We start from the raw sequence: 21,522 nt of genomic DNA on the forward strand, positions 1-21,522 counted from the left end.
TCAGCTTCGCCGCACGGGACGAGGTCGCGCCGGCGCGACCGGTGCGGGTGCTTCCAGCAGGAATCCCGTCCCGCGCAACGTCGTGAACAGCGGCTGCACCTCGCCCTCATCGATCTTTCGGCGCAACCGACTGGCGTACACGTCGATGATATTGGTGTAGTTGGTACGCTGATCATCCCACACGTGGGTCATCAGGTCGGCACGACTCACTACCGTCCCGGCGTGGCGGGCGAGATAGTGCAGCAACGCGAATTCCTTGGCTGTGAGGGTAATTTCACGGTCGCCGCGATGCACCGTATGCCGCCTGGTGTCGATGACCAGATCACCCACCACCAGTGGCGCAGTGGCTGCGTCGTGATGTCGCCGGGTCAGGGCGCGCAGTCGGGCCAGCAGTTCGCCAAAGTCAAACGGTTTGGTGACGTAGTCGTCGGCCCCTTCGTCGAGGCCGGCGATTCGCTGCTCCACGCTGTCGAGCGCCGTCAGCATGAGAATCGGCACCCGATCATCGCGCGCGCGAATGGCCCGGCAGACGAGTAGCCCGCTCATGCCCGGCAACAGCACGTCCAGGATGATCGCGTCGAACGCGTGCGATTCCGCCAATGCGAGGGCCTGCGTTCCGGAGCCGGTCGGTTCCACGGTGTAGGATGCCTCTCGCAAGCCGCGCACGATGGACGCGCGAAGTTGCCGGTCATCCTCGGCCAGCAGGAGATGCATGGGCGCCGCAGGGCGATTCATGGCCGGATCACGTCCGCGACGCTCAGTCCGACGATCCACCGCCTGCCGTCCAAAGGGCAGGGGCACATACTCACCGCGGGCCCAGAGCGCGAAGAGATCGCGATAGTGCGGACTGCGAGGATCACCGCTCTGCCCCGGCGTGTTCGTCGCAATCGCCGTCTCCCAGTTGGCCAGGTCGATCACCACCCGCAGGCTGGCACCGGCTGTCTGGTTGTCCGAATTACCCGTCGCGTTCAGCGTGTTGGCATAGCCGCCCCGCGGCAGCGGACCCGGCGACAACCGCCCCTTGATCGAATCGGCAACGACACCATCGAGCGCGTGTGCGATGCGAACGTAGTGCAGCTTGTCACTACCGTAGCGCCACATCCCGATGTCTCGACCAAAGCGTCCGGTCAAATCCCGGATCGCCTCGTTGAACGCCCGAACCAGAATGGAGTCGCGGGCGACCGTCGGATGCGCGCCGAGGATGGTATCGGCCGATGCCAACCAGTCAATCGTACGGGACAATGGCACGGTGCGCATGATTGGACGCACCACCAACGGCAGCACCATGTCGGCAGTGTGCGCGGAAATTCGGCGCTCCCAGACGGCGTAGATCGCCGCGCCAACCGAGTTGGCTGACAGCACCCCATTCCACGCAAACAGTGAATCCCGCGCGGCCTTGGCCAGGTCGCCAGTCAGTTCGATGTTCCGGAGCAACGGCACGAGTTGCCGGGCGGCCATTGGGGATTCGTCATGTTGCAGGGTTGCCATGCTGCTCACCGTGGCACCATGCACGGTGTCCAGCACTTCCGTCAGACGCTTGAGCCGCCAGGGTTCGGCCCATGTGCGTGCCAACGCGTTGAAGTGCGGATAGTCCGCAGGCACGTTGAAGGCATTGGCGGTGCCGAAGGCGCCTTTCGGCGGCGACACGAGATGCGGCAATTGCGCAATGGGCAGGAACCCAGCCCATTCATAGCGCCCGTCACCCGGCACCGGCACCAGTCCATCCCAGTTCTTTCGGACTGGTGCGATGCCGGCGCTCTGCCAGCCGATGACCCCACTGGTGTCGCCCCACACCCAATTGAGCGAAGGCATGTGTGCATAGCCAAGCGCCTGCCGAAATGCGGACCAGTTGCTCGCCTGATCGATGCGCAGGCTTGCCAGATAGGGTGCGCCGCCCACCTCCAGCCAGGCGGCGCGCAAGGCGACCGCCACGTGCGTCACCGTGTCTTCATACAGCACCGGACCGTGGCGTGTGAAGCGCATGGTGATGACGTGCGGCGCAACGCCCTTCACGCGAATGGTATCAACCACTTCCCGCATGCGCTCGAAGCGACCGTCGTAACGATAGGCCCGCGCATCGCGCTCACCGGTATCGTAGACGTAGAGGTCTTCGGCATCGATGCCGAAAATTGTCAGCCCCCAAGCGCCCGCGCGATTGTGCCCGATGGCCACGCCCGGAATCGCCGGCTCGCCACCGCCGATCACGTCCCACCCCGGTGCAGTCAAATGCACCAGATAGCGCAGCGACGGCGTCGCGATCGTGCGATGCGGATCGTTGGCCACGATCGGCTTGCCGCTGGCCGTTCGCGATCCCGCCACCACCCAGTTGTTGCTTTCCCAGCGCTCTGGTGTCGGTCCGTTGACGTTGCCGGTGTCGCCAGATGTCGGACTCGACGCGGGCCGACGCACGGATGCCGCCACCTCCTCGGCGCGGAACACCGGCACGTTCTTGGCCCCATCGTATGGTGCCATCACGGCATTGTCGGTGACCGCATCCAACAGTCGGGCCACCGCGGAATCGAGGGCAAGCCGCGCCGGCGCCGGCTCGAACAGTCGCCGACGGCGCACGGCGTCTTCGCCAATGGCGCGCACGGCGCGTGCCGTCGGCATTTCGTCCTTGGAATTCGCGGCGAGCGCATTGTGACGAGAAACCACAATCTCGGGCGTCCAGCGACCGGGCGTGATGCCCAGCCACGTCAGTTCCGGTGGCATCAACGCCGGGTCGCGTTGCACGCGGGCGATGTAGGCGTTCACGCCGTCGCTGAAGGCCGTGATGATGGTGGCACCGCGGGGATGATAGTGTGCCAACTCGGCGACCATCGACCCGCGATAGCGGAGCAGGCGTGAGGCGCGATCGCGCGCTACCCAGCGCGGGCCGAGCACCTCGGCCATCGTGCCGGTTGCCTGACGTCGCCACAGTTCGAGCTGGAACAATCGATCCCGCGCCGCACTGTAGCCTTGCGCGAAAAACATGTCGTGTTCATTGCTGGCCCGGATGTGCACGATGCCGGCCGAATCGCGCAGCAATGTCACCGGCGCGCGAAGCCCCGGCACCCGCAACGACGTCGACGACGTATCGGACGATGCGCTGCGCTGGGCCTCAACTCGGCCCGGCCATGTGAACACCACGAGGGCGCACAGCACCGCGTTTCCGACGAACCCACGAACCGGTCCGGTCATCGCGCCACGGCCTCCGTAAGTGTCGCCGCGAATTCCGCGACGATGTCGCCAGCCGGCCGGATGTCATGAATGACATCGACGCTGCGGCCCGCCTGCCAGTACTCCTGATTGGCGCCATCCACGCTGGAGCGCTTGAGCTGCCGCAACGAGCGCAACGCGTACCACGTCCGAATCCAGCGCTTGGTGCGTCGGCCGCGAAACATCCATCGGGCCATGGGACTCACGGTCGTGCCGAGTCGCTCCACATACGGCGTTCGCAACACCGAGACCGGTACACCCGTCAGGCGTTCGGTCAGCACAACATCACGGGAGGTGGCGGTGACAATCGCTTGCTTGTAGGCGGGGTCGGAATTGCACTCCGTGGTGGCGATGAACCGCGTCCCCAGCTGCACCCCGGCATACCCCATGTCCAGCAGGGCACGAAATTGCGCGGGATTGCCCACGCCTCCGGCGGCCACCACGGGGAGCCCGAGGTCTCCGATTTCGTCGAGCAGTGCCCGCGGGTCGCGCGAACCCGTGTGCCCTCCGGCTTCGCGGTTCACAGCGATCAGGCCATCGACGCCGCCATCACGCCCCTTGAGGGCCCATTTGCGCTCCGTGATATCGTGGTACACCACGCCACCTGCGGCGTGCACACGGTCGGCAACCCACCGGGGATTCCCCAGCGACGTGAGAAAGAATCGCACCCCCTCCTCCAACGCGATGTCCACCCAGCGAACCATCCGGTTGTGATAGGTTGAGCTGGACGCTTCGATGAGCGCATTGAAGCCGATCGGCCTGTCCTCCGCGAGTCGGCGGATCAAACGCAGGCCTTCCCGAAAATCATGACCGTGCACGTACGTCAGGGCGATCGGTTGTACGACGCCCAGCGCGCCCGCCCGACTGACGGCGGCCACCAGCTCCGGATTGCTGCACGGGTACATCGGGCCGCAGATGAGTGGTACGGCGATGTGGGCGTGCTCCATCAGCAGCGTCACGAAGATGTCCTGGGTTGGGCGCCTGGCAGCCGGTGGGAACCGTTCGCACCGCTCGCCGCATAGCATACCTAACCGTGACGAAGCGAGACAGGGCCAGATGACCGCGGGCGGTCCTTGGGTGCGTAGCGTTTCCCGGCAGCATCACGCAACTTGTGGTGCCGCACAGGCCCGGCGACCTCTCGCCCACAACCGCAACGCTCGAGGACAAGTCTCAGATGATGCGGTTGGTAGCGCCGAACGAGTACTGGGTGGGCGGTGTGTTGCTCGCGACGCAGGTCGCCATGCTGCTGGTATTGCTGGTGCGCCTCATGCCAGGGCGCACGCGCCGGCCGGCGGTACGGCCCATGGTTGGCGCGAGCTCGGATACCACCGTGACGGTAGTGGTGGCCACGCTCAACGAAGCGAAGCGGCTGTCGCCCTGCCTGGAGGGGCTGATGGCGCAGACGCCCCCATGCTCGAAGTGCTGGTGGTGGACAGCCGGTCCACCGACGGCACACGCGAGTTGGTTGAGGCGGCGGCGTCACGTGACGGGCGAATTCGATTGATCACCGACGACCCATTGCCCGATGGATGGGTTGGCAAGGTGTGGGCGTTGGAGACAGGATTGCGACAGGCGCGCGGCGAATGGGTGTTGGGCATCGATGCCGATACGATTCCCGCGCCGGGACTGGTGGGTGCAGTGGTCGCCGCCGCGCAGCGAGATCGGTTCGACGTGGTGTCGTTCTCGCCGCGATTCGAAGGGCAGTCGGCTGCCGAACGCTTTGTGCAGTCCGCCATGCTGGTGTCGTTGGTGTACCGTTGCGGCGCTGCGGGAACCACCCAGCCCCCCCCCGACCGCGTGCTGGCCAATGGCCAATGCTTTCTGGCGCGTCGTGCGCTTCTGGTGCAGCATGGTGGATACGCCCCGGCGCGTGCCTCGTTCAGCGATGACGTCACGCTGGCGCGTCACCTGGCGCGCGCGGTGCTCGCGTTGGATTTCTCGACGGGTCGGAGATCATCGGCGTGCGTTCGTATTCGTCGGTGGGTGAGATGTGGCGCGAATGGGGCCGGAGTTTCGACTTGAAGGACGCAACGCCCGTCTGGCGCCGCTGGCTCGACCTGCTGCTGGTGTGGTCGACCCAGGCCCTGCCGCTGCCGATGCTGGTGGTGCTGGGACTCGCGCTGTTGGTGGACACGCCGGCGCCGCTGGCCAGCCACACACGCCACCTGTTGCTGGTGGCGTTGCTGGTGGTCAACGCGTGCGCGCTCGGCGTACGGCTGATGCTGCTCGTGGCGCTTCGGGGCAGCTATGCCGAGCGGGGGTCGGCGTTCTGGTTGTCGTGGCTGGCGGATATTCCGGCGGCCGTACGTTTGACGATCAGTACGGCACGCAGTCCGAAACGCTGGCGCGGGCGCGCCTATGGTCCGCTTGGCGGTCGTTCAGAAATCGCGACGCTGGAACGCGCGGCGTCCCGCCCAGGCCGGAACGACGATCCACAGCACTAGCCCGGTCAGCGCCAGGACCGTGCCGCGGGAGCTTCCGAGAAAACGATGCATGACCGCGCCCGTATAGCCCATTAACGCGGCGGTGTCGCTTTGCATGACAATCATGGTGCGGGCCAGATCGACCGGATTGAGCAACGTGAGTACCAGCATCGGACGCTCGAGCGGGTAGTCAGCGAAGGTCGTCGCCACCAGCAGCACCAGTCCGTCATACGCCACCGTCAACAGCAGCCAAATCGCGAGGGCCAGCGCCACCCCGCGCAACCGATCGTCCACCAGGACGCCAATCAGCAGGGCCAGGCCGCCAAACACGAAGGTGAGCGCGATGCCGCTGGCGAGCGTCGTCAACAACAACCGCCATGCGTCCGGCGTGATGGCCCGATGAATCAGAAATGGAATCAGCAGGCCGACCGCGAACACGGCGGCCAGCGGGGCCACCAACCCAAGGTACAGTCCCGCGAACAGCTTGCCGCGTCGCACCGGTTGTGCCAGCAGCAGCTCATTGAATTCGCGTGACGCGTGCCAGGAAATCACGCCGAACATGATCGTCACGAGGGGCACCACGAGCAGCACCAGATTGAGCATGGTGATGAGCGCGCGCGGCGCCGTGCCCGTCAGGCGCAACACCGTTTCGCTGATCAACAGGATACTGACGCCAAACAGCAGCACGCCGCGATTCCGCAGCAGATTGCGCATCTCATGTCGCAGTACCGTGCCAATCACGCCGCTCATGCCGGTACTCCCGGCACGGCGGAGGCCGCCCCCGACTGCGCCTGCATGAGCTGTGCAATCGCGCGCTCCAGCGTCGGCGCGCCGGTGCTGCTCAGGAGGGCGTCGAGTGGACCGGACCAGCGCACCCGTCCTTCGTGCAGGAACACGACGGTATCGGCAAACTCTTCCAACTCGCTGAGGATGTGCGACGTGATGATGACGGCTCGGCCATCGTCGCGCACCTCGCGGATCTTGTCCTTGAGGATCCCGCTGGCCACCGGATCGAGTCCGGCCGTGGGCTCATCCAGCAACAGCAGATCGGGGGTGAAGAGAAAGGCGGCCGCCGCGTTCAGTCGCTGCCGTTGGCCCCCCGACAGCTCGCGGATCGACTGGTCGAGAAACGGCTCCACGGCAAAGGCCGCGACAAGTGACTCATCCCGGGGGCGCGTGGCGCCGCGCAGATCGGTGAGCAGGGTCAGCACGTCTCGCGCCGAGAAGTTCTCGGGGAAGCGCGGCGCCTGCGGCATGTAGCCGATGCGTGCACGATGCGCCGTGTGACCCGCCGTATCGCGTCCGTCGAGTGTGATGGTGCCACTGTCCGGGTGCACGAGGCCAAGCAGCGCCTTGTTGAGTGTCGTCTTGCCCGCGCCATTCGGGCCGATAACCGCGGTAACGGCTCCGCAGGCCACGTCGAGATCGATGCCCTGCAGCACGCGCTGACGACCGTACGACTTGGTGAGTGCGCGTACGGAGACGAATGACGTGCTCACGGCAGCTTCCGCGGCGGGTGCATCAGCGGGGCGCGATCGCGCAAGGTCTCCGGACTGAGCGCTGGGAGCACGCGTTCCGCGATGTCCAGCAGGTCCACCAGGACGCTGCGGGTGAGGATGAGCGCGGCCGGCGCCCGCTCCACCAGGAGCGAGAACAGCCGCACGGGGGCGTGCGGCACGTCGCCTCGGCCGTTCCGGTCAAGATCGTAGCCGCGATACCGGTCCCACCAGTCGCCGTCGAACGTACTGTAGTTGCTCCGGCTGTTCGTTCCGACGTCGAACACGTTGCCGGAAAAGGCGTTGCCGCGCAGCACATTGTCCTGCGCGTCGGCCAGCACCCGGACGGCCCATCCATTTCGCATGAAATCGTTGTCCACGATGGAATTGCGGCTCGCGCCTTCCATATGCAGCGCAACCGAGTTGTCGGCAAAGAGATTGTCGCGTACATCGCTGTCCGTGATCTCCTTGAGCAGCAGTCCATATGCGGCACTGCCCTCATTGCGCTCAAACCGATTGCCGACGATGCGCACCTGCTTGGAGTACATGACCGCGACACCGGACTCATTCTCCCGGAACGTATTGCCCTCGTAGCGACACGAATCGGAAAACATGAAATGCAACCCGTACCGGTGACTGTTCTCGCTGATGTTGCGTCGCACCACGCCATGGGTGACGAACTCGAAGTAGATGCCATCGCGATGTCCATCGATGATGTTGTCCTCGAGGACGATGTCGCGGCTGGACCACAAATGCAGTCCGTTGCCTGTGACGGTCTGGGAGCCCGCCATGCCGTGCAGGACGTTGTGTCGCACGAGGCAGGCACTGACGTGTTGCAGATAGATGCCGAAGAGGGTGTTCTCGAACCGATTGAACTCGATGAGGCACCCGGCCGATTCGATGACGCGCAAGGCCGCGCGGTCCGTGGCCTGGCTGGTGCCGGTATTGCGAAAGGTCATTCCCCGTATGGTGACGGAGTCGGCGCCAACCACCAGCAGTTCGCGCACGCCCTCGCCGTCCAACACGGCGCCGCTGTCACCGAGCAGGGTCAGCGGTTGTCGAACGACAATCGTCGTTTCGGCGTAGACGCCGGGACGCACGCGAACCACGCCGGCGCGGGATACCAGACGTACGGCTTCCGCAATCGTGTGCACCCCTCGCGCGGAGGCCGAGGTCACCGAGCGCGGCGTGACGAAAACGGTATCGCGTGCGCGCGCGACCGACTGCGCGGGGAGCAGGGCGGGGCCCATCACGAGCATCAGGACGCCCACCGCGCGCGATCGAAACATGGGTGCAATCGACGCGTGGTGCGGCGAAATCACAAGGTCGGTCAATGTGTATGTGCCGGCGTGGCGGCGGCGGCGCCGGCACCGGATATCGTCAAGTCGACCGGCGCCCCCGTTGGCGCAAACGCGCTCTGGCGAACGACGTTCTGCGCCGCGGGCCAGTCGAGCACTGTTCCGCCGTACGCCTGCCGAAGCGAGTCGGGCGAGGCGGCGACATCAAACGCTGCGAGCTCGCGGCCCATGGGCGAGCGCAATCGGCTCCGATGCAGGAATTTCGCCGTATGTACGTCGATCCAGTGCGACGGGTGCTCGAAATCGGCCACCCAGATGCCCTTGGCCGGCGCGGTCGCGGGGAGACCGGCCACGAATGACGCCAGACATTCGATGGAATCGAATGTCTCGATCTTGCCATGTGAGGTCATCACGATCGCGCCAAACCGTGGGTCGTCGATGGTCATGCGACAATAGCGACAGGCATCTTCGCCCGCAATCAGGGCGCGCGGACCGGAGTCACACGCGCCGATGCTGAGCGCCAACAGGATCGCGCCCGGCACCGACGTCCACGTCCTCACCCGCGGCTCCGCTGGCGTCCGGCACCGGCCACGGATACCGCCGCCGCCGCCGAGAGGATGACACTGGCGATGGCCAGCGCGCCGCCCGTCGCAGGAAGCGATGTCGCGGTGAAATTGAGCAACTTCTTGCTGCCAATCAGCGGTGGCTGATAGGCCATGCCCGAATCTTGATGGGGGCGTGCTCCAGGTCGAGGTTATGCCCGTAGTCGTACTCCCATTTATAAAAGTCGGCCATACCGGCGATGGCGGCGAGGATCAGCACGCCGCTCCACGCCAGCATCAGTCGACGTCGCCCGGCCGCGGCCAGAATGAGTCCGAGGACTGCCATGGCAATCATGCCGGGCCGCATCAGCTTCAATTCCGGAATCTCGTCAGGCTCGATGGTGGCCATCCCGATGTAGTGATTCAGTCCGTTGATATTCTGGAGGTCTGTCGGTTCCACGCCGGCCACCGTGTGCGCCCAGATGTACATCCCCAGTCCTTCAGGATACTGCGGCGCCGTCAGTGAGACCCGCCACAGCGGGAAGAGAACGGAGAACCCGAGGAGCACCGCCGAGAGCGCCAGCAGCAGGCGCCCTCGAACAGTGGCCCGAACGGATGCGCTTCCTGCACCAGGAACCGCACGGCTAGACACAGGCATTACCTCGGCTTCGGCGTCGTCATGGCTGCGGAATGGGGCGCGTCGGTGGGTGTCGGGAGCGAGATCCCTATGGCGGCGGCCCGTGCCACCTGTCCCTTGCTCTTGATCGTATTCGCCGACAGCGGCACGCTGGACCCAACCGGTGACACGCGAACGTATCCCTGCATCTCCTGATGCAGCGCCGAACAGAAGTCGGTGCAGTACATCGGGAACACGCCGATGGATCGGGGAATCCACCGCAGCGTACGCGTCTCGCCTGGCATGATGAGCAACTCGGAGTTCTGAGCGCCCTGAATCGCGAAGCCGTGCGGAATGTCCCAATCCTGCTCGAGATTGGTGACGTGGAACAGCACCGTGTCGCCCACTTGCACGCCTTCGCTGTTGTCTGGCGCGAAGTGCGATCGAATGGCGGTCATGCGAACATGCACCACCTTGCCTTTGCGTTCGACGCCCGTTTCACGCTCGGATTTCGACACCTGCGGGTGGGTGTTCTCGGCGAGCTTGAAGTACTTCACCTGCTGCTTCGTGATCTTCGACGCCTCGATGACGTTCGCATAATGCGGTTCGCCGGTGGTGGGGAAGTCGAGGATGAGCTTCATCTTGTCGCCGGAGATGTCATACAACTGGGCCGACTGCGCCAACTCCGGACCCGTGGGCAGATACCGGTCCTTGGTGATCTTGTTCATCGCCACCGCGTACTTGCCGGCTGGCTTCGTGGTGCCGCCGCCGGGAATCATGAGATGTCCGACTGAATAGAACGTCGGCGTGCGATCCACCACCTCCCAGGTGCCCAGCTTCCATTTCACGATCTCAGACGAGATGAAGATGGAGGTGTAGGCGTAGCCCTTGCCGTCGAATTCCGTGTGCAGCGGGCCCAGTCCCGGGTCCTTGACTTCGCCGGCGAGGACGGACTCGTACTTGAACACGGGTATCCCCTGAACCTCCGTTTCGAACGCCTTGTCGGCGATCGCCTTCATCATCTTGCTGAACGAGTGGACGGGGATCACGGTCGCGAGCTTGCCGCCGGCCACGATGTATTCGCCCGTCGGGTCCACATCGACACCATGCGGCGATTTGGGTGTCGGCAGGAAGTAGATCGACCCCGGGCAAGCGGCCGGAGTCAGCATGGTAACGCCCTTCTTGACCTCGGAGCGCGCCACGCGACTGAACTTGTCCATCACGTTGTGCACGTATTCCGACGGCCACTTCTCGCCCTTGCCGCTCTGCGCACAGGCCTCCAACGACTTCCAGTTGATCGCGGCGACGAAGTCCTTGTCATTCTTGGACGCGTTGATCTCGAGTTTCTCGTAGGCCTGCTCGGTATTGTACGAGGTGAAGAAGACCCAATCCTTTGACGGTCCCTTGCCGGCCCGCGCCAGGTCGTAGTCGAAGCCGGGCACCAGAAACTGGAAGGCGACATCCATCTTGCCATCGTCGCCGGCTTTGATAAAGCTGATGGTGCCCTTGAACGACTTCTTGAAATCGGTGATAGGCACGTCGGCCTGCGGGATCGGGATCGAGAACCGGGTCGAGGCAATCACATACTCGGTGTTCGACGTGATATACGGCGATCCGTGGTTGCCACCGGAGTTCGGAATCTGCAGGATTTCGGAGGCTTCGAAGTTGGTCAGGTCCACGCGCGCCACGCGCGGTGTGTTGTTGGCATTGACGAACAGCCAGCGACCGTCGTCTTCGCCATTGGTTTGCGACAGCGCCGTGTGGTGCAGGTCGTCCCACGGGATGTTGCCGAAGGTCGTCTCCAGCATGGGCTTGGTCTCTTCGGAATACCCCCAGCCATTCTCGGCAAATTGCGAGAACACGGGAACGATCTTCAGCAGACGGCCCGACGGGAGCCCGTAGACGCCGATCTGCCCGTTGAATCCCCCAGACAGGAACGCATAGAACTCGTCGTACTGCCCGGGTGCCACGTAGGACTTCGTCGCGGCATCCGAACCGCCAATGGCGCCGGCGGGCCGATTCGCCGGTGCGCAGGCGTAACTGTACAGCACCAATGCAGCAACCGATGCGGCCGCCGCAAACCAGCCGGTGCGACGCGTGATGGACATGGAACAAGCCCCGAGAGCGATAGGTGATCGAGGAACGTTCAGCGGGACGCCGACGGCGCCCGTGAGGTTCGAGACCGAATCTCGGATATGAGATACTAGAATGAAGTCAGCGAAACGCCGAATCATCCTCAGGGATACCCCGACGGAACCGACGGCGGTGGCCAATACGTTCACCTGCCATGCACCTGACACGCTTCAGCGACAATGCCTTGCGCTGCCTCATGGTACTTGGACTCGAACCGGAACGGGCCGTGCCCGTCCCGGAAATCGCCGAGCGCATGAACATGTCGTACGAGCATCTGGTGAAGATCGTGCAACGCCTGTCGGCACTGGGCTACGTGGAGACCGTGCGCGGACGACATGGTGGGGCGCGGCTGAGCATCGAGCCGTCCACTCTGTCGCTGGGCACGCTGATTCGTCAAACCGAGGAGAATCTGGCGTTGGTCGACTGTTTCGATCCGACGCACCGCTCCTGTCCCATTGCCAGTGCCTGTCGTCTGGCCACGGTCCTCGATGATGCGCTGTCCGCGTTCTTCGCGGTGCTCGACGCCAAGACCCTGGAAGACGTGCTGAAACCGCGGCGGGAGTTACTGCGCCTGATGCAGACCGCCTCGGTCAGCGTCTAGGCGTCGCTGCCGGAAAGGCTGACGGAGGTTGCCGAGTCCGCGTGCTGCAGCAGGGTGAGGACCTCAGCGGCCGTAGTCGCGCCGCGGTCACGCGCATACCAGGTGCGAATCGCGCGATAACGGTCGGACTTCTCCATCTCCAGTCCGTCGCGTAACACCCACGCTTCCAGCGCCGACGGGCGCGGCCCCCACCAACCGTACTCGTTGCCGTTGGCGCCGTAGGCGATGACCACCGGGATCGCGCGCGCCGTGCCGGTCAAGTGGGCGTCCATCAACTGGTCATGTTCGTCACGACGGACCACGCGCAGCACCACCGCCGGCGTCGCCTCTACAAGCCGCATCACCACGGGGATCGTGTGAATGGCGTCGCCGCACCAGTCTTCCAGCAGCACGAGCAGGCGCAGCGGATGCGCCAGCGACCCGGCGGCGAGGCGATGTGCATCACTGATGCGGGCGAGGCGGCGCGTGGTCATCCACAACTCCTGATGCACGGTGGCCTGCGCGATGAAGTCGTCCAGCGACCGCGCGGAGTCCCATGTGGCCTCGTGCATTCGCACCCCAGCTGTCGATACCAGATGCACGCAGCTGCCGACGGGTCGGGGATACTCGCTGGTAAACGACTCGGTGGACTCGGTCACGGCCGTTCCAGGACCGTCAGCATGGCCCGCGTGAAGGCCGGCAGATCCTTGGGCACTCGCGCGCTCACCAGATTGCCGTCGATCACGGACGGCGCGTCGACCCAGGTGGCACCGGCGTTGATCACGTCGTCGCGAATGCCGACCGTCGACGTGAGCGTCCGACCGCGCACGATGCCTGCTGAAATGAGAATCCACGGCCCGTGACAAATCGTGGCGACCAATCCATTGGCCTCATTGACTGACTGCACCAACCGCAGCACGTGCGGATCGCGGCGAAGCTTGTCCGGCGCCCATCCGCCGGGCGCGAGAATGCCGCAGAGTGTGGCCGGGTCGATCTCGTCGGCCGACGCGTCCATGGTGGCCGGATAGCCCCACTTGCCCAGATACTTCGTCTCCCCCATGCCGACGAGCGGCGTGTGATAACCGGCTTCTTCGAGTCGAAGCTTGGGATACCAGACTTCCAGGTCTTCGTATTCGGGTCCGACGAGGATGGCGATCGTGCCGCTTGGCATGCTGGGCGAATGGAGGGGATGATCTATTCTGGGGCGAGGTCACTCGGCGACGTGACCGCGAGGGCCGTCGCACCATACCCACCCTTACGGATCTTTGAAGCTAGTCATCGCGATCATCCGTCCGGAAAAGCCAGCCGACGTGATGCGGGCGCGCGGTGTCGAGGCCGATAGATCATTGCCAGGCCCCTCGACCCCAAAGGTCGCATTCGAACAGGCACACACAAAACCATCCATCCAAGCATTGATCCGAGTGAACTTGCTACTCGCCGTTGGCCTTTGGTGACTCGGTCGTCCTGCCGACACACGAGGTGTTGGTGCCTCGCGGGGGAGCGCAGAGTCTGACGGCGCCTACCGGTGTCTCGCCCGGTGACGCGCCGTCGTGTGGCGTCACTTCTTGGCGAACGCGTCCTGGACCCAGGTAAGCGGGATCATGAACAGCGGCGTCAGCAGCAGTCCGAGCAAGATGTTGATCCACGTGATCGCCATATAATAGGCGGTCATGCCGAGCGCTGCCCAGATGGTGCCGAATACTCCGTGATGTTCCACGACGTTCTCTCCGACGAAGTGCGGGCAATCGCGCGAACCCGTGGCGCGACCGCAGGAAGTGCGCGGGTAGGATAGCCGAGTTGCCGCCGCGAAGGTAGGGGGGTGATCGATACCGAGCACCCCGATGGTTTGTGTCCAGTGGCCGGTACCCAGTTGACGGCGGGAGTTCAGTGGGCAATCAGTCAGTGATGACGTCTGAAGATCGGCCCATGGGCGGTGGGCGGGCATCGGTGACTGACGATTCGTCGCACGCAGGGTCGGGGATACGGTACCCACGGCAGCGCTGCTCCGCGCGTCACTCGACGTCGCGCTCAGCCGGTCCTCGGGCCCGCTGGTGTTGGCGGTGTCCGGCGGCCGGGATTCCATGACCATGATGCACGCGTTCGCGCGGTGGGCGCCCGATCGGTTGGCCGCCGTGGCGACGTTTGATCACGGCACGGGTGGGTATGCCACGGACGCCGCCGCCCACGTGGCAGCCGCCGCACGTCGACTGGGGTTGACCGTGGTGCGGGAGCGGGCGCGTCAGCCGGCGCACTCGGAGGCGGCCTGGCGTGAGGCACGCTGGCGTTTCCTGCGGCGCGTGGCGCGCGCGTTCGGCGCCCGGGTCGCCACGGCGCACACGCGGGACGATCAGGTGGAAACGATCGTGATGCGCCTGTTGCGCGGGTCCGGTCCGCGAGGCTTGGCGTCGCTCGCTGCGCCATCGGACATCGTTCGTCCATGGCTTTCCGTCTCCCGCGCCGAGGTTGCTGGTTGGGCGGCGGCCGAGTCGATCGATTTTCTGGAAGATCCCATGAATGCGTCCCTCGGCTTTCAACGCGGGCGAGTGCGTCACGATCTATTGCCGGCGTTCGAGCGAACGCGGTCAGGCTTTGCGTCAACGATGATTGCCCTTGGTGAGCGCGCCGCGGCCTGGCGACGGGACGTGGAGGCGTATGTCGAGTCGCTGGATGTCAGTCCCGTACGCGCCGGCATCGTGCGGGTTGATGTCGATGCGTTCGATGCCACGACGGACGCTGGGCGGGCCGTTCTGTGGCCCGCTTGCTTTGCGCGCATCGACGTGGTGCTCGATGCGCGGGGAACTCGTGAACTCGTCCGGTTTAGCACGTCGCGTCGTCGTGGTGCTTATGTGGTGGTGGCCGGAGGCGCGGTTGCGATGCGCGTCGGTGTCGGCGCGCATGAGCAATTCGAATTGCGCCGCCCGCCTCCCACGCCAACGGGGGAGTGGAGCTGGGCCGGTGTTGCGGGCCACGTCCCGTCACGACTCGGTGGCTGGCGGTTTCACCGGCTCTCCCCGACGGATGCCCGGGCCGCGTCAACCGATCCGCGCGTGTTCGGTCTCCCGGTCGGTGCGGACGTCACACTGCGCAACTGGCGTTCGGGCGATCGTATCCAAACCGCCGGTGCTCCGGCGGGGCGGCGCGTGACACGATACTTTTCAGATGCACACGTTCCCGCACTTGACCGGTCGGGCTGGCCGGTCGTCCTCGTGGGAGATGCGCTCTTGTGCGTTCCTGGACTTTGCCGCTCCCTTGCGGCCCCGCACCGGCCGGGATGGCCGGACTCGATCTGGTATCGGTGTGAGCGCGAGCCCGACTGACGTAAATGCAGCCAGCAGCCTTCCGGCTGATCCTCGCCTCGATGGGCGCGCGGTCAATCGCGTCGTCTTCGACGCGGCCACCATCGAGCGACGGGTCAGCGAGCTCGGCGCCGACATCACCGCCGCCTACCCGGATGGCGACCTGCTCGTATTGGGCCTGCTCAAGGGCAGTTTCATCTTTCTGAGCGATCTGGTGCGGCACGTCGCCCGGCCGCTGCAAGTCGATTTTCTGGTCGCATCGTCCTACGGGGAAGCCATGGAGTCCAGCGGGGTCGTGCGCCTGCTCTACGATCCGGAAACCCAATTGGAGGGTAAACACATTCTGTTGGTGGAAGACATCGTCGATTCCGGTCGGACCCTGAACCGACTCGTCGACCTGTTGACAGAGCGGCAGCCGCGCTCGCTCGAAATCTGCGCCCTGTTGCACAAGCACATCGCGACCGAATTGAGGCACCCCACGCGGTTCGTCGGGTTTGACGCGCCGCACGAGTTTCTGGTGGGCTACGGATTGGACCATGCCGAGAACTTCCGGCATCTGCCGTATGTCGCCAGCCTGCAGTAATCCCGATCCATCAATAGCAGGAACGCGCTACTCTACATGCCAGCACCCATGACGCCGAATCCCAAGAAGCCCATCAACTGGGCGCGACACTCCAAGACGCTGTCTTTCTGGATCCTCGTGATCCTCATCCCGGTGGCGTTCCTGACGTGGTCGGGAGGACGGCAAGTCCAGTCGCCCGAGATCACCTACACGCAGTATCGCCAGCAACTCGAGCTGGGCAACGTGAAAGCGGTCACGTTCCAGCCGGACAACGTCATGCTTGGCGTGTTCAATCAATCGGTCAAGGTTGGACCGCGCGATTCGCGGAACTTCACCGTGCGGATCCCGCAGGGGCTGGCGGCGGCCGAGTCCGATCGCCTGTACGCGCGCGGGGCCCAGGTGTCGGCGCAGGAAGCGCGGGCCAACTTCGGCAGCCTGCTCATCACCATCCTGCCGTATGTCCTGCTGATCGGTTTCTGGATCTTCCTGTTCCGGCAGATGCAGTCAGGTGGCAACAAGGCGTTCTCGTTCGGCAAGAGCAAAGCCAAGCTGCTCACGGGCGATACGCCCAAGATCACGTTTGCGGATGTGGCCGGCGCCGACGAGGCCAAAGTCGAGTTGCAGGAAATCATCGAGTTCCTGAAGGACCCGCAGAAGTTCACCAAGCTGGGTGGACGATTGCCCAAGGGCGCGCTGCTCGTCGGCCCGCCGGGTACCGGCAAGACGCTGCTGGCACGCGCGGTGGCCGGCGAAGCCGGACGCCCGTTCTTCTCCATGTCGGGTTCCGATTTCGTCGAAATGTTTGTCGGCGTCGGCGCGTCTCGCGTGCGCGACCTGTTCGAACAGGGCAAGGCGCAGGCGCCGTGCATCATCTTCATCGATGAAATCGACGCCGTCGGTCGCCACCGTGGCGGCGGTATCGGCGGTGGCCACGACGAGCGCGAGCAAACGCTCAACCAGTTGCTGGTGGAGATGGATGGCTTCGAGTCCAACGACGGCGTGATCCTGATTGCCGCCACCAATCGTCCCGATGTGCTCGATCCCGCGCTGCTGCGACCCGGTCGATTCGACCGGCAGATCGTAGTCGACCTGCCCGATTTGCGCGGCCGCGACGGCATCTTGAAAGTGCATCTGCGCAACAAGCCGCAGGCGGACGACGTGAGTGTGACCGCGCTCGCGCGCGGCACGCCGGGAATGGCAGGCGCTGATCTGGCCAACCTCGTCAACGAAGGCGCGCTGCTGGCGGCCCGGAAGGGGCATGACAAGATCTACATGAGTGATCTTGAAGAGGCGAAGGATCGCGTCATGCTGGGTGCCGAACGCAAGTCGCTGGTCATGAAGGATGACGAACGTCGGCTCACCGCTTTCCATGAAGCGGGCCACGCCGTCTGTGCCATGGTGGTGAAAGGCAATGACCCGTTGCACAAGGTCACCATTGTGCCACGCGGGCGTGCCCTGGGTCTGGCGTTCACCTTGCCCGAGGACGATCGCGTGTCCGTCACGCGCGAACAGCTGGAAGCGCGGTTGGTGATGGCGTACGGTGGTCGCGCGGCGGAAGAAATCGTATTCGGACGCGATCGGGTCACCACAGGCGCGGCCAGCGATATCCAGCAGGCCACCGGCATTGCCCGTCGCTACGTCACGCAGTGGGGACTGTCCGATGCCATCGGACCGATCCTGGTTGGCGACAACGAGCAGGAGCTCTTTCTCGGTCGTGAGCTGCAGTCCCGTCGCGAAGTGTCCGAGCAGACGGCGCAGCTGGTTGATGCGGAAGTGAAGCGGGTGGTCACCGAAGCCCACGCGCGAGCGGTCTCGGTATTGACGGAGAATCGGGCGCTGCTGGATATCGTGGCCACGCAGCTGCTTGAACGCGAGACGCTCACGCGTGAAGACATCCTGGTGCTCAAGGCGGGCAAGGAACTGCCGCCCCGGTTGCCACCCGATGCCCCGCCTGCCTCGGCGTATGGCGCGCTGCCGACCATGACGCCAACGCCGCGTCCGGCGGCTCCGCCGCTGCTGGGTGGTCCTGAGGTCGCACCCGCCTGACGCCTCTGGTCAGGCGGAACGGAGCTGACGGCGCGCGGTCCCCCGTGCGCCGCGGCGTCCGACTACCGTCCGCGCTCGTGGCGGGCGGAGTTGCCGGTGTCGTGTTGTTCGCCACCTATCTCTCCACGGCCGCTCCCGACCTCACATTCTGGGACGCGGCGGAGTTTGCGACGGCGGCAAATACCCTTGGCATTCCGCACCCACCCGGCACACCCCTGTGGGTGATGATCGGCCGCGTGGCGGCGCTGGTGTTCAGCAGTGCCGGGCCGGTGCGATCGGTGACATTGCTGTCGGTGTTGGCCAGTGCACTGGCCGGTGGTGTCGGGGCGGCACTGGCCACGCGATGGCTCGGCACTCGCGGCGCCGTTGCGGCCGCCGTGTCTGCCGGCACCATGATGAGTGTGTGGGCCAACGCCACCGAGACGGAAGTGTATGCGGTGGCCTTGCTCTTCTCGCTGATGCTGTTGGCCGCCGGCGAATGCGCCGGCCGCCATGACGCACCGGCGGAATCTCGTACACGTTGGCGCGCCATCATGGTGCTGCTGGTGGCCCTGGCCGTGCCGCTCCATCTGAGCGTGCTGGTGGCACTCCCGGCAGCGGTGGCGTTGGCCTGGCGCGGCGAGGCACCAACGTGGCGTGATCTGGTTGCCTGGGTCGCGCTGCTGATGTTGGGGCTGTCGGCCACCGCAATCCTGCCGATGTTGTCGGCGCGCGCCCCAACTCGATTCCGGCCATCCCGTCACGCTCCGTGCATTGATGGACGTGTTGCAGCGCACGCAGTATGCCGTCGCGGGATTGTGGCCGCGCGTGGCGCCGCTCTGGCTGCAACTGGGCAACGTGTTTGAGTGGGCGGACTGGCAAGTGGCGTACGGACTGCATCCCGAACCACCGCCGGCGCTGGCTCGCTCGCTGCTGTCCGTCGCGTGGGCGTGGCTGGGCATGCTTGGACTCCGGACATTCTGGCGGCACGAACTCCGCGTCGGGCGCGCGATGCTGCTCCTGCTGCTCAGCGGCACCTTTGGTGTGGCGGTATGGCTCAACATGCACGCCGGGCCCTCCTATGGCGTGGGGGTACTACCAGCCGGCGCGGTGCATGAAGCACGCGAGCGCGACTACTTCTTCGTGCTGGGATTCTGGTGCTGGGGATTGTGCGCCGGTGCCGGGATGACGGCCATCGCCAGGCAGTTTGAACGACGCTGGTCTCGACCACTGGCCGTACTGCCCTTTGCGCTGGCCGCGGTGCCGTTGCTGGCCAATCGACCAGTCATGGATCGCACGCGCGAGCCGGTCGCGACCCTTCCGCGTACGTTGGCGCGTCTGCTCCTGGACGCCGTGCCATCAGGTGGCGTGCTCTACACAGCCGGCGACAACGATTCGTTTCCGCTGTGGTATCTGCAGCAGGTGGAGCATGTGCGGCCCGATGTTACGGTCATCACGGTTCCGCTCTTGGGTGCCCGTTGGTATCGCGATCAACTGGTGCGACGAGATGCTTTGCTGCCCGACAAGGCCATTGATCAGTGGTCTGGTCTGGGTGCGGTCCTGCATGCGACGTCTTTGCGCGCCGGTCTGGCCGGTCGACCGATCCGGGTCAGTGTGCTGCTCTCCGCCGGTGATCGGCGCCTGATCGAACCCAGCGCGGGTTGGGCACTGGAGGGTCTTGTCTATGCCCCCAGCTATCAGTTGGTATCGGGGACCGTGGGGCTCACGTTACCAACGCTCATTCGCGCGGGTGAACAGGTGCCACCGTCGGCGCTGGGAGCGCTGCCGACCGACGCCGACCCGGCGGCCGAGCAAGTGCAGGGGATGCTGCGTTGCACACAGGTGCGGACACTGACGGACCCGTTACTTGTGGCCACCTGTAACGGTAGCTAAGTTCTTATGCTATGCCAATTTCGGACTCCACGGTCTCTCGGTTCGACGCGGAGGTTTCGTCGCGGGTGGTCGAGGTCCGCGAGCGTATCGCGGCGGCGACCGCGCGAGGCGGGCATGGACAGGCGGTGACCTTGGTGGCGGTGACGAAGACGCACGGTCCCGAAGCGGTCCTGGCGGCATGGCGTGCCGGTGTGCATGACGTCGGTGAGAACCGCGTGCAGGAAGCGGAAGACAAAATGGCTCGGGTCGACGTGCCGGTGCGCTGGCACTTGATCGGTCATCTGCAACGCAACAAGGCCAGGGCGGCGACGCGCTTTGCGTTGGTGCATGGCGTGGATAGCGAACGACTGGCCGACGCGCTGGATCAGGCGGCGCGTGCGGCCGCACGGACGCTCGACGTCCTGATGCAGGTGAATATCAGCGGTGAAGACACCAAGAGCGGCGTCGAACCTGGCGCCGTTTCGGCACTCGCGGAACGATGGCACGCCTTGCGAAATCTGCGGGTGATGGGTGCCATGGTGATGGCGCCGCTTGACGCACCGGAGGCCGTGTTGCGCGCAGTGTTTGCCGGGGCCCGGCACGCCCGGACGGTGTTGCAGCACGCGGGACATCCGGCGCCGTGGCTCTCCATGGGGATGTCCGGGGACTACGAAATCGCGATTGAGGAAGGGGCCACGCACGTGCGGCTGGGCACGGTACTCTTCGGCAGTCGGGTGTCGCCGACGTGATGTCACCGCACCTTCCTTTCGGCGCTCATTTCCGGAGCAACGCATGACGGACGACGCCTTTCATCTGACGGCCCTCGATGTCAGACGCTATGACTTTGGCAACGCGCTGCGTGGCTACGATCGCGCGCGCGTCGACCAGTTCCGCGATCAGGTGGCCGAGGAAATTGAACGACTGACGCGCGCGAATCAGGAGCTTGACCAGAAGGCGCGGAATTTCCACGAACAGCTGAAATCGTTTCGCGATCGCGACAAGGCACTCAACGATGCGTTGGTGAGTGCCCAGCAACTGCGCGGCGAGATCCGCGAACAGGCGGAACGGGAAGCGCAACTGATCGTGCGGGAAGCGCGCGCCGAAGCCGACAAGGGGCTGCAACAAGTGCGGGATGATGTGCGCCGCGCGCAGGACGCGCTGCAGCAGTTGTGGCGCACGCGACGCGGGTATCTGGCGCAATTGCGGAATCAGGTCGAACGGCAACTCACCGAGCTGGTGGCCTCAGAAGAGGAACCACCTCCGCCCGGCGTGCAGACGCGCGAGGGGCGCGGCGCGCCGGCCGCCGACGCGTCGCCGTCGGCGGCGCCGGATATCCCCCCCGAAACGGAACCCATGCTCAAGGAGCTGCGCGAACTGCCACCGCGTGGCAGTGCTCCGACCCCATCGTGGCTGGACGTGGTGGACGATTGACCCAGAAGAAACCGGAATCGTACCCGCAGCTCCAATACACGCAGGAACAT

General features: G+C 65.0%; 18 protein-coding genes and 2 pseudogenes. 9 read left to right on the forward strand and 11 right to left on the reverse strand.

The genetic code is table 11. The annotated features are described in order from the left end of the window. Both IPP90_14305 and IPP90_14310 read right to left on the reverse strand, forming a co-directional pair. Positions 1 to 3,180, reverse strand: a complete 3,180-nt coding sequence (locus IPP90_14305; GenBank protein MBL0171865.1) for a penicillin acylase family protein — start codon at positions 3,178 to 3,180, stop codon at positions 1 to 3. Then, positions 3,177 to 4,145, reverse strand: a complete 969-nt coding sequence (locus IPP90_14310; protein ID MBL0171866.1) for a nitronate monooxygenase — start codon at positions 4,143 to 4,145, stop codon at positions 3,177 to 3,179. Before IPP90_14310 ends, IPP90_14305 begins: the two co-directional genes overlap by 4 nt. Before the next feature lie 230 nt (positions 4,146 to 4,375). Here IPP90_14310 and IPP90_14315 point away from each other — a divergent pair. Next, positions 4,376 to 5,642: pseudogene (locus IPP90_14315) on the forward strand (glycosyltransferase). Here the strand turns inward: IPP90_14315 and IPP90_14320 are convergent. The 6 genes and pseudogenes from IPP90_14320 to nosZ form a co-directional block, all read right to left on the reverse strand. After that, positions 5,577 to 6,371 carry an ABC transporter permease subunit gene (locus IPP90_14320; protein ID MBL0171867.1) on the reverse strand — a complete coding sequence of 265 codons (795 nt, stop codon included), beginning with the start codon at positions 6,369 to 6,371 and terminating at the stop codon, positions 5,577 to 5,579. The pseudogene IPP90_14315 and the gene IPP90_14320 sit on opposite strands and share 66 nt — an antisense overlap. After that, positions 6,368 to 7,120, reverse strand: a complete 753-nt coding sequence (locus IPP90_14325; protein ID MBL0171868.1) for an ABC transporter ATP-binding protein — start codon at positions 7,118 to 7,120, stop codon at positions 6,368 to 6,370. Before IPP90_14325 ends, IPP90_14320 begins: the two co-directional genes overlap by 4 nt. After that, on the reverse strand, positions 7,117 to 8,406 hold the full coding sequence (locus IPP90_14330) for a nitrous oxide reductase family maturation protein NosD (GenBank protein MBL0171869.1): 1,290 nt from the start codon (positions 8,404 to 8,406) through the stop codon (positions 7,117 to 7,119). The genes IPP90_14325 and IPP90_14330 overlap by 4 nt, the downstream gene beginning before the upstream one ends. A gap of 41 nt (positions 8,407 to 8,447) precedes the next feature. Further along, positions 8,448 to 8,975 (reverse strand): nitrous oxide reductase accessory protein NosL, encoded by a 528-nt coding sequence (locus tag IPP90_14335; protein ID MBL0171870.1) that lies wholly within the window; start codon positions 8,973 to 8,975, stop codon positions 8,448 to 8,450. After that, positions 8,972 to 9,615: pseudogene (locus tag IPP90_14340) on the reverse strand (hypothetical protein). The gene IPP90_14335 and the pseudogene IPP90_14340 overlap by 4 nt, the downstream one beginning before the upstream one ends. Beyond that, positions 9,615 to 11,681 (reverse strand): Sec-dependent nitrous-oxide reductase, encoded by a 2,067-nt coding sequence (gene nosZ / locus IPP90_14345; protein MBL0171871.1) that lies wholly within the window; start codon positions 11,679 to 11,681, stop codon positions 9,615 to 9,617. The pseudogene IPP90_14340 and the gene nosZ overlap by 1 nt, the downstream one beginning before the upstream one ends. 179 nt (positions 11,682 to 11,860) lie before the next feature. On the opposite strand from nosZ, the gene IPP90_14350 reads away from it, so the two are divergent. After that, a complete protein-coding gene (locus IPP90_14350) occupies positions 11,861 to 12,307 on the forward strand; it encodes an Rrf2 family transcriptional regulator (protein MBL0171872.1) in 447 nt (148 codons plus the stop codon). On the opposite strand, the gene IPP90_14355 is transcribed toward IPP90_14350, so the two are convergent. From IPP90_14355 to IPP90_14365, 3 genes are all read right to left on the reverse strand, one after another. Beyond that, the gene (locus tag IPP90_14355) at positions 12,304 to 12,945 is read right to left on the reverse strand and encodes a thioredoxin family protein (protein ID MBL0171873.1); all 642 of its coding nucleotides are present in this window, start codon (positions 12,943 to 12,945) and stop codon (positions 12,304 to 12,306) included. The two genes, IPP90_14350 and IPP90_14355, sit on opposite strands and share 4 nt — an antisense overlap. Further along, complete coding sequence (locus IPP90_14360) at positions 12,942 to 13,457, reverse strand: type 1 glutamine amidotransferase (GenBank protein ID MBL0171874.1); 516 nt, start codon at positions 13,455 to 13,457, stop codon at positions 12,942 to 12,944. The genes IPP90_14355 and IPP90_14360 overlap by 4 nt, the downstream gene beginning before the upstream one ends. Before the next feature lie 387 nt (positions 13,458 to 13,844). Then, complete coding sequence (locus IPP90_14365) at positions 13,845 to 14,003, reverse strand: hypothetical protein (protein ID MBL0171875.1); 159 nt, start codon at positions 14,001 to 14,003, stop codon at positions 13,845 to 13,847. Positions 14,004 to 14,373: 370 nt separating this feature from the next. Between IPP90_14365 and tilS the strand changes: the two genes are divergently transcribed. The 7 genes from tilS to IPP90_14400 all read left to right on the forward strand — a co-directional run bounded on the left by tilS (position 14,374) and on the right by IPP90_14400 (position 21,472). After that, positions 14,374 to 15,603: a tRNA lysidine(34) synthetase TilS gene (gene tilS / locus IPP90_14370; GenBank protein ID MBL0171876.1), complete on the forward strand. Its 1,230-nt coding sequence runs from the start codon at positions 14,374 to 14,376 to the stop codon at positions 15,601 to 15,603. Between the two features lie 82 nt (positions 15,604 to 15,685). Beyond that, positions 15,686 to 16,165, forward strand: a complete 480-nt coding sequence (gene hpt, locus IPP90_14375) for a hypoxanthine phosphoribosyltransferase (GenBank protein MBL0171877.1) — start codon at positions 15,686 to 15,688, stop codon at positions 16,163 to 16,165. A 48-nt stretch (positions 16,166 to 16,213) separates the two neighbouring features. Further along, positions 16,214 to 18,190 (forward strand): ATP-dependent zinc metalloprotease FtsH, encoded by a 1,977-nt coding sequence (gene ftsH, locus IPP90_14380; GenBank protein ID MBL0171878.1) that lies wholly within the window; start codon positions 16,214 to 16,216, stop codon positions 18,188 to 18,190. A gap of 77 nt (positions 18,191 to 18,267) precedes the next feature. Beyond that, positions 18,268 to 19,035, forward strand: a complete 768-nt coding sequence (locus IPP90_14385; GenBank protein MBL0171879.1) for a DUF2723 domain-containing protein — start codon at positions 18,268 to 18,270, stop codon at positions 19,033 to 19,035. Continuing rightward, positions 18,947 to 20,062: a hypothetical protein gene (locus IPP90_14390; GenBank protein ID MBL0171880.1), complete on the forward strand. Its 1,116-nt coding sequence runs from the start codon at positions 18,947 to 18,949 to the stop codon at positions 20,060 to 20,062. The genes IPP90_14385 and IPP90_14390 overlap by 89 nt, the downstream gene beginning before the upstream one ends. An 11-nt stretch (positions 20,063 to 20,073) precedes the next feature. Beyond that, the gene (locus tag IPP90_14395) at positions 20,074 to 20,790 is read left to right on the forward strand and encodes a YggS family pyridoxal phosphate-dependent enzyme (GenBank protein ID MBL0171881.1); all 717 of its coding nucleotides are present in this window, start codon (positions 20,074 to 20,076) and stop codon (positions 20,788 to 20,790) included. Between the two features lie 43 nt (positions 20,791 to 20,833). Continuing rightward, positions 20,834 to 21,472 (forward strand): DivIVA domain-containing protein, encoded by a 639-nt coding sequence (locus IPP90_14400; protein ID MBL0171882.1) that lies wholly within the window; start codon positions 20,834 to 20,836, stop codon positions 21,470 to 21,472. Positions 21,473 to 21,522 lie beyond the last annotated feature (50 nt).

Source organism: Gemmatimonadaceae bacterium (genome assembly GCA_016720905.1).
Taxonomy (GTDB): Bacteria; Gemmatimonadota; Gemmatimonadetes; order Gemmatimonadales; family Gemmatimonadaceae; genus Gemmatimonas.

What these genes read in the sequence shown, in the direction of transcription:
- ftsH (MBL0171878.1), top strand. Translation starts at nt 16,214, where the DNA reads ATGACGCCGAATCCCAAGAAGCCCATCAACTGGGCGCGACACTCCAAG.
- IPP90_14390 (MBL0171880.1), top strand. Translation starts at nt 18,947, where the DNA reads ATGGACGTGTTGCAGCGCACGCAGTATGCCGTCGCGGGATTGTGGCCG.
- IPP90_14305 (MBL0171865.1), bottom strand. Translation starts at nt 3,180, where the DNA reads ATGACCGGACCGGTTCGTGGGTTCGTCGGAAACGCGGTGCTGTGCGCC.
- IPP90_14310 (MBL0171866.1), bottom strand. Translation starts at nt 4,145, where the DNA reads ATGGAGCACGCCCACATCGCCGTACCACTCATCTGCGGCCCGATGTAC.
- IPP90_14400 (MBL0171882.1), top strand. Translation starts at nt 20,834, where the DNA reads ATGACGGACGACGCCTTTCATCTGACGGCCCTCGATGTCAGACGCTAT.
- IPP90_14320 (MBL0171867.1), bottom strand. Translation starts at nt 6,371, where the DNA reads ATGAGCGGCGTGATTGGCACGGTACTGCGACATGAGATGCGCAATCTG.
- tilS (MBL0171876.1), top strand. Translation starts at nt 14,374, where the DNA reads ATGATGCACGCGTTCGCGCGGTGGGCGCCCGATCGGTTGGCCGCCGTG.
- IPP90_14350 (MBL0171872.1), top strand. Translation starts at nt 11,861, where the DNA reads ATGCACCTGACACGCTTCAGCGACAATGCCTTGCGCTGCCTCATGGTA.
- nosZ (MBL0171871.1), bottom strand. Translation starts at nt 11,681, where the DNA reads ATGTCCATCACGCGTCGCACCGGCTGGTTTGCGGCGGCCGCATCGGTT.
- IPP90_14395 (MBL0171881.1), top strand. Translation starts at nt 20,074, where the DNA reads ATGCCAATTTCGGACTCCACGGTCTCTCGGTTCGACGCGGAGGTTTCG.
- IPP90_14360 (MBL0171874.1), bottom strand. Translation starts at nt 13,457, where the DNA reads ATGCCAAGCGGCACGATCGCCATCCTCGTCGGACCCGAATACGAAGAC.
- IPP90_14330 (MBL0171869.1), bottom strand. Translation starts at nt 8,406, where the DNA reads ATGTTTCGATCGCGCGCGGTGGGCGTCCTGATGCTCGTGATGGGCCCC.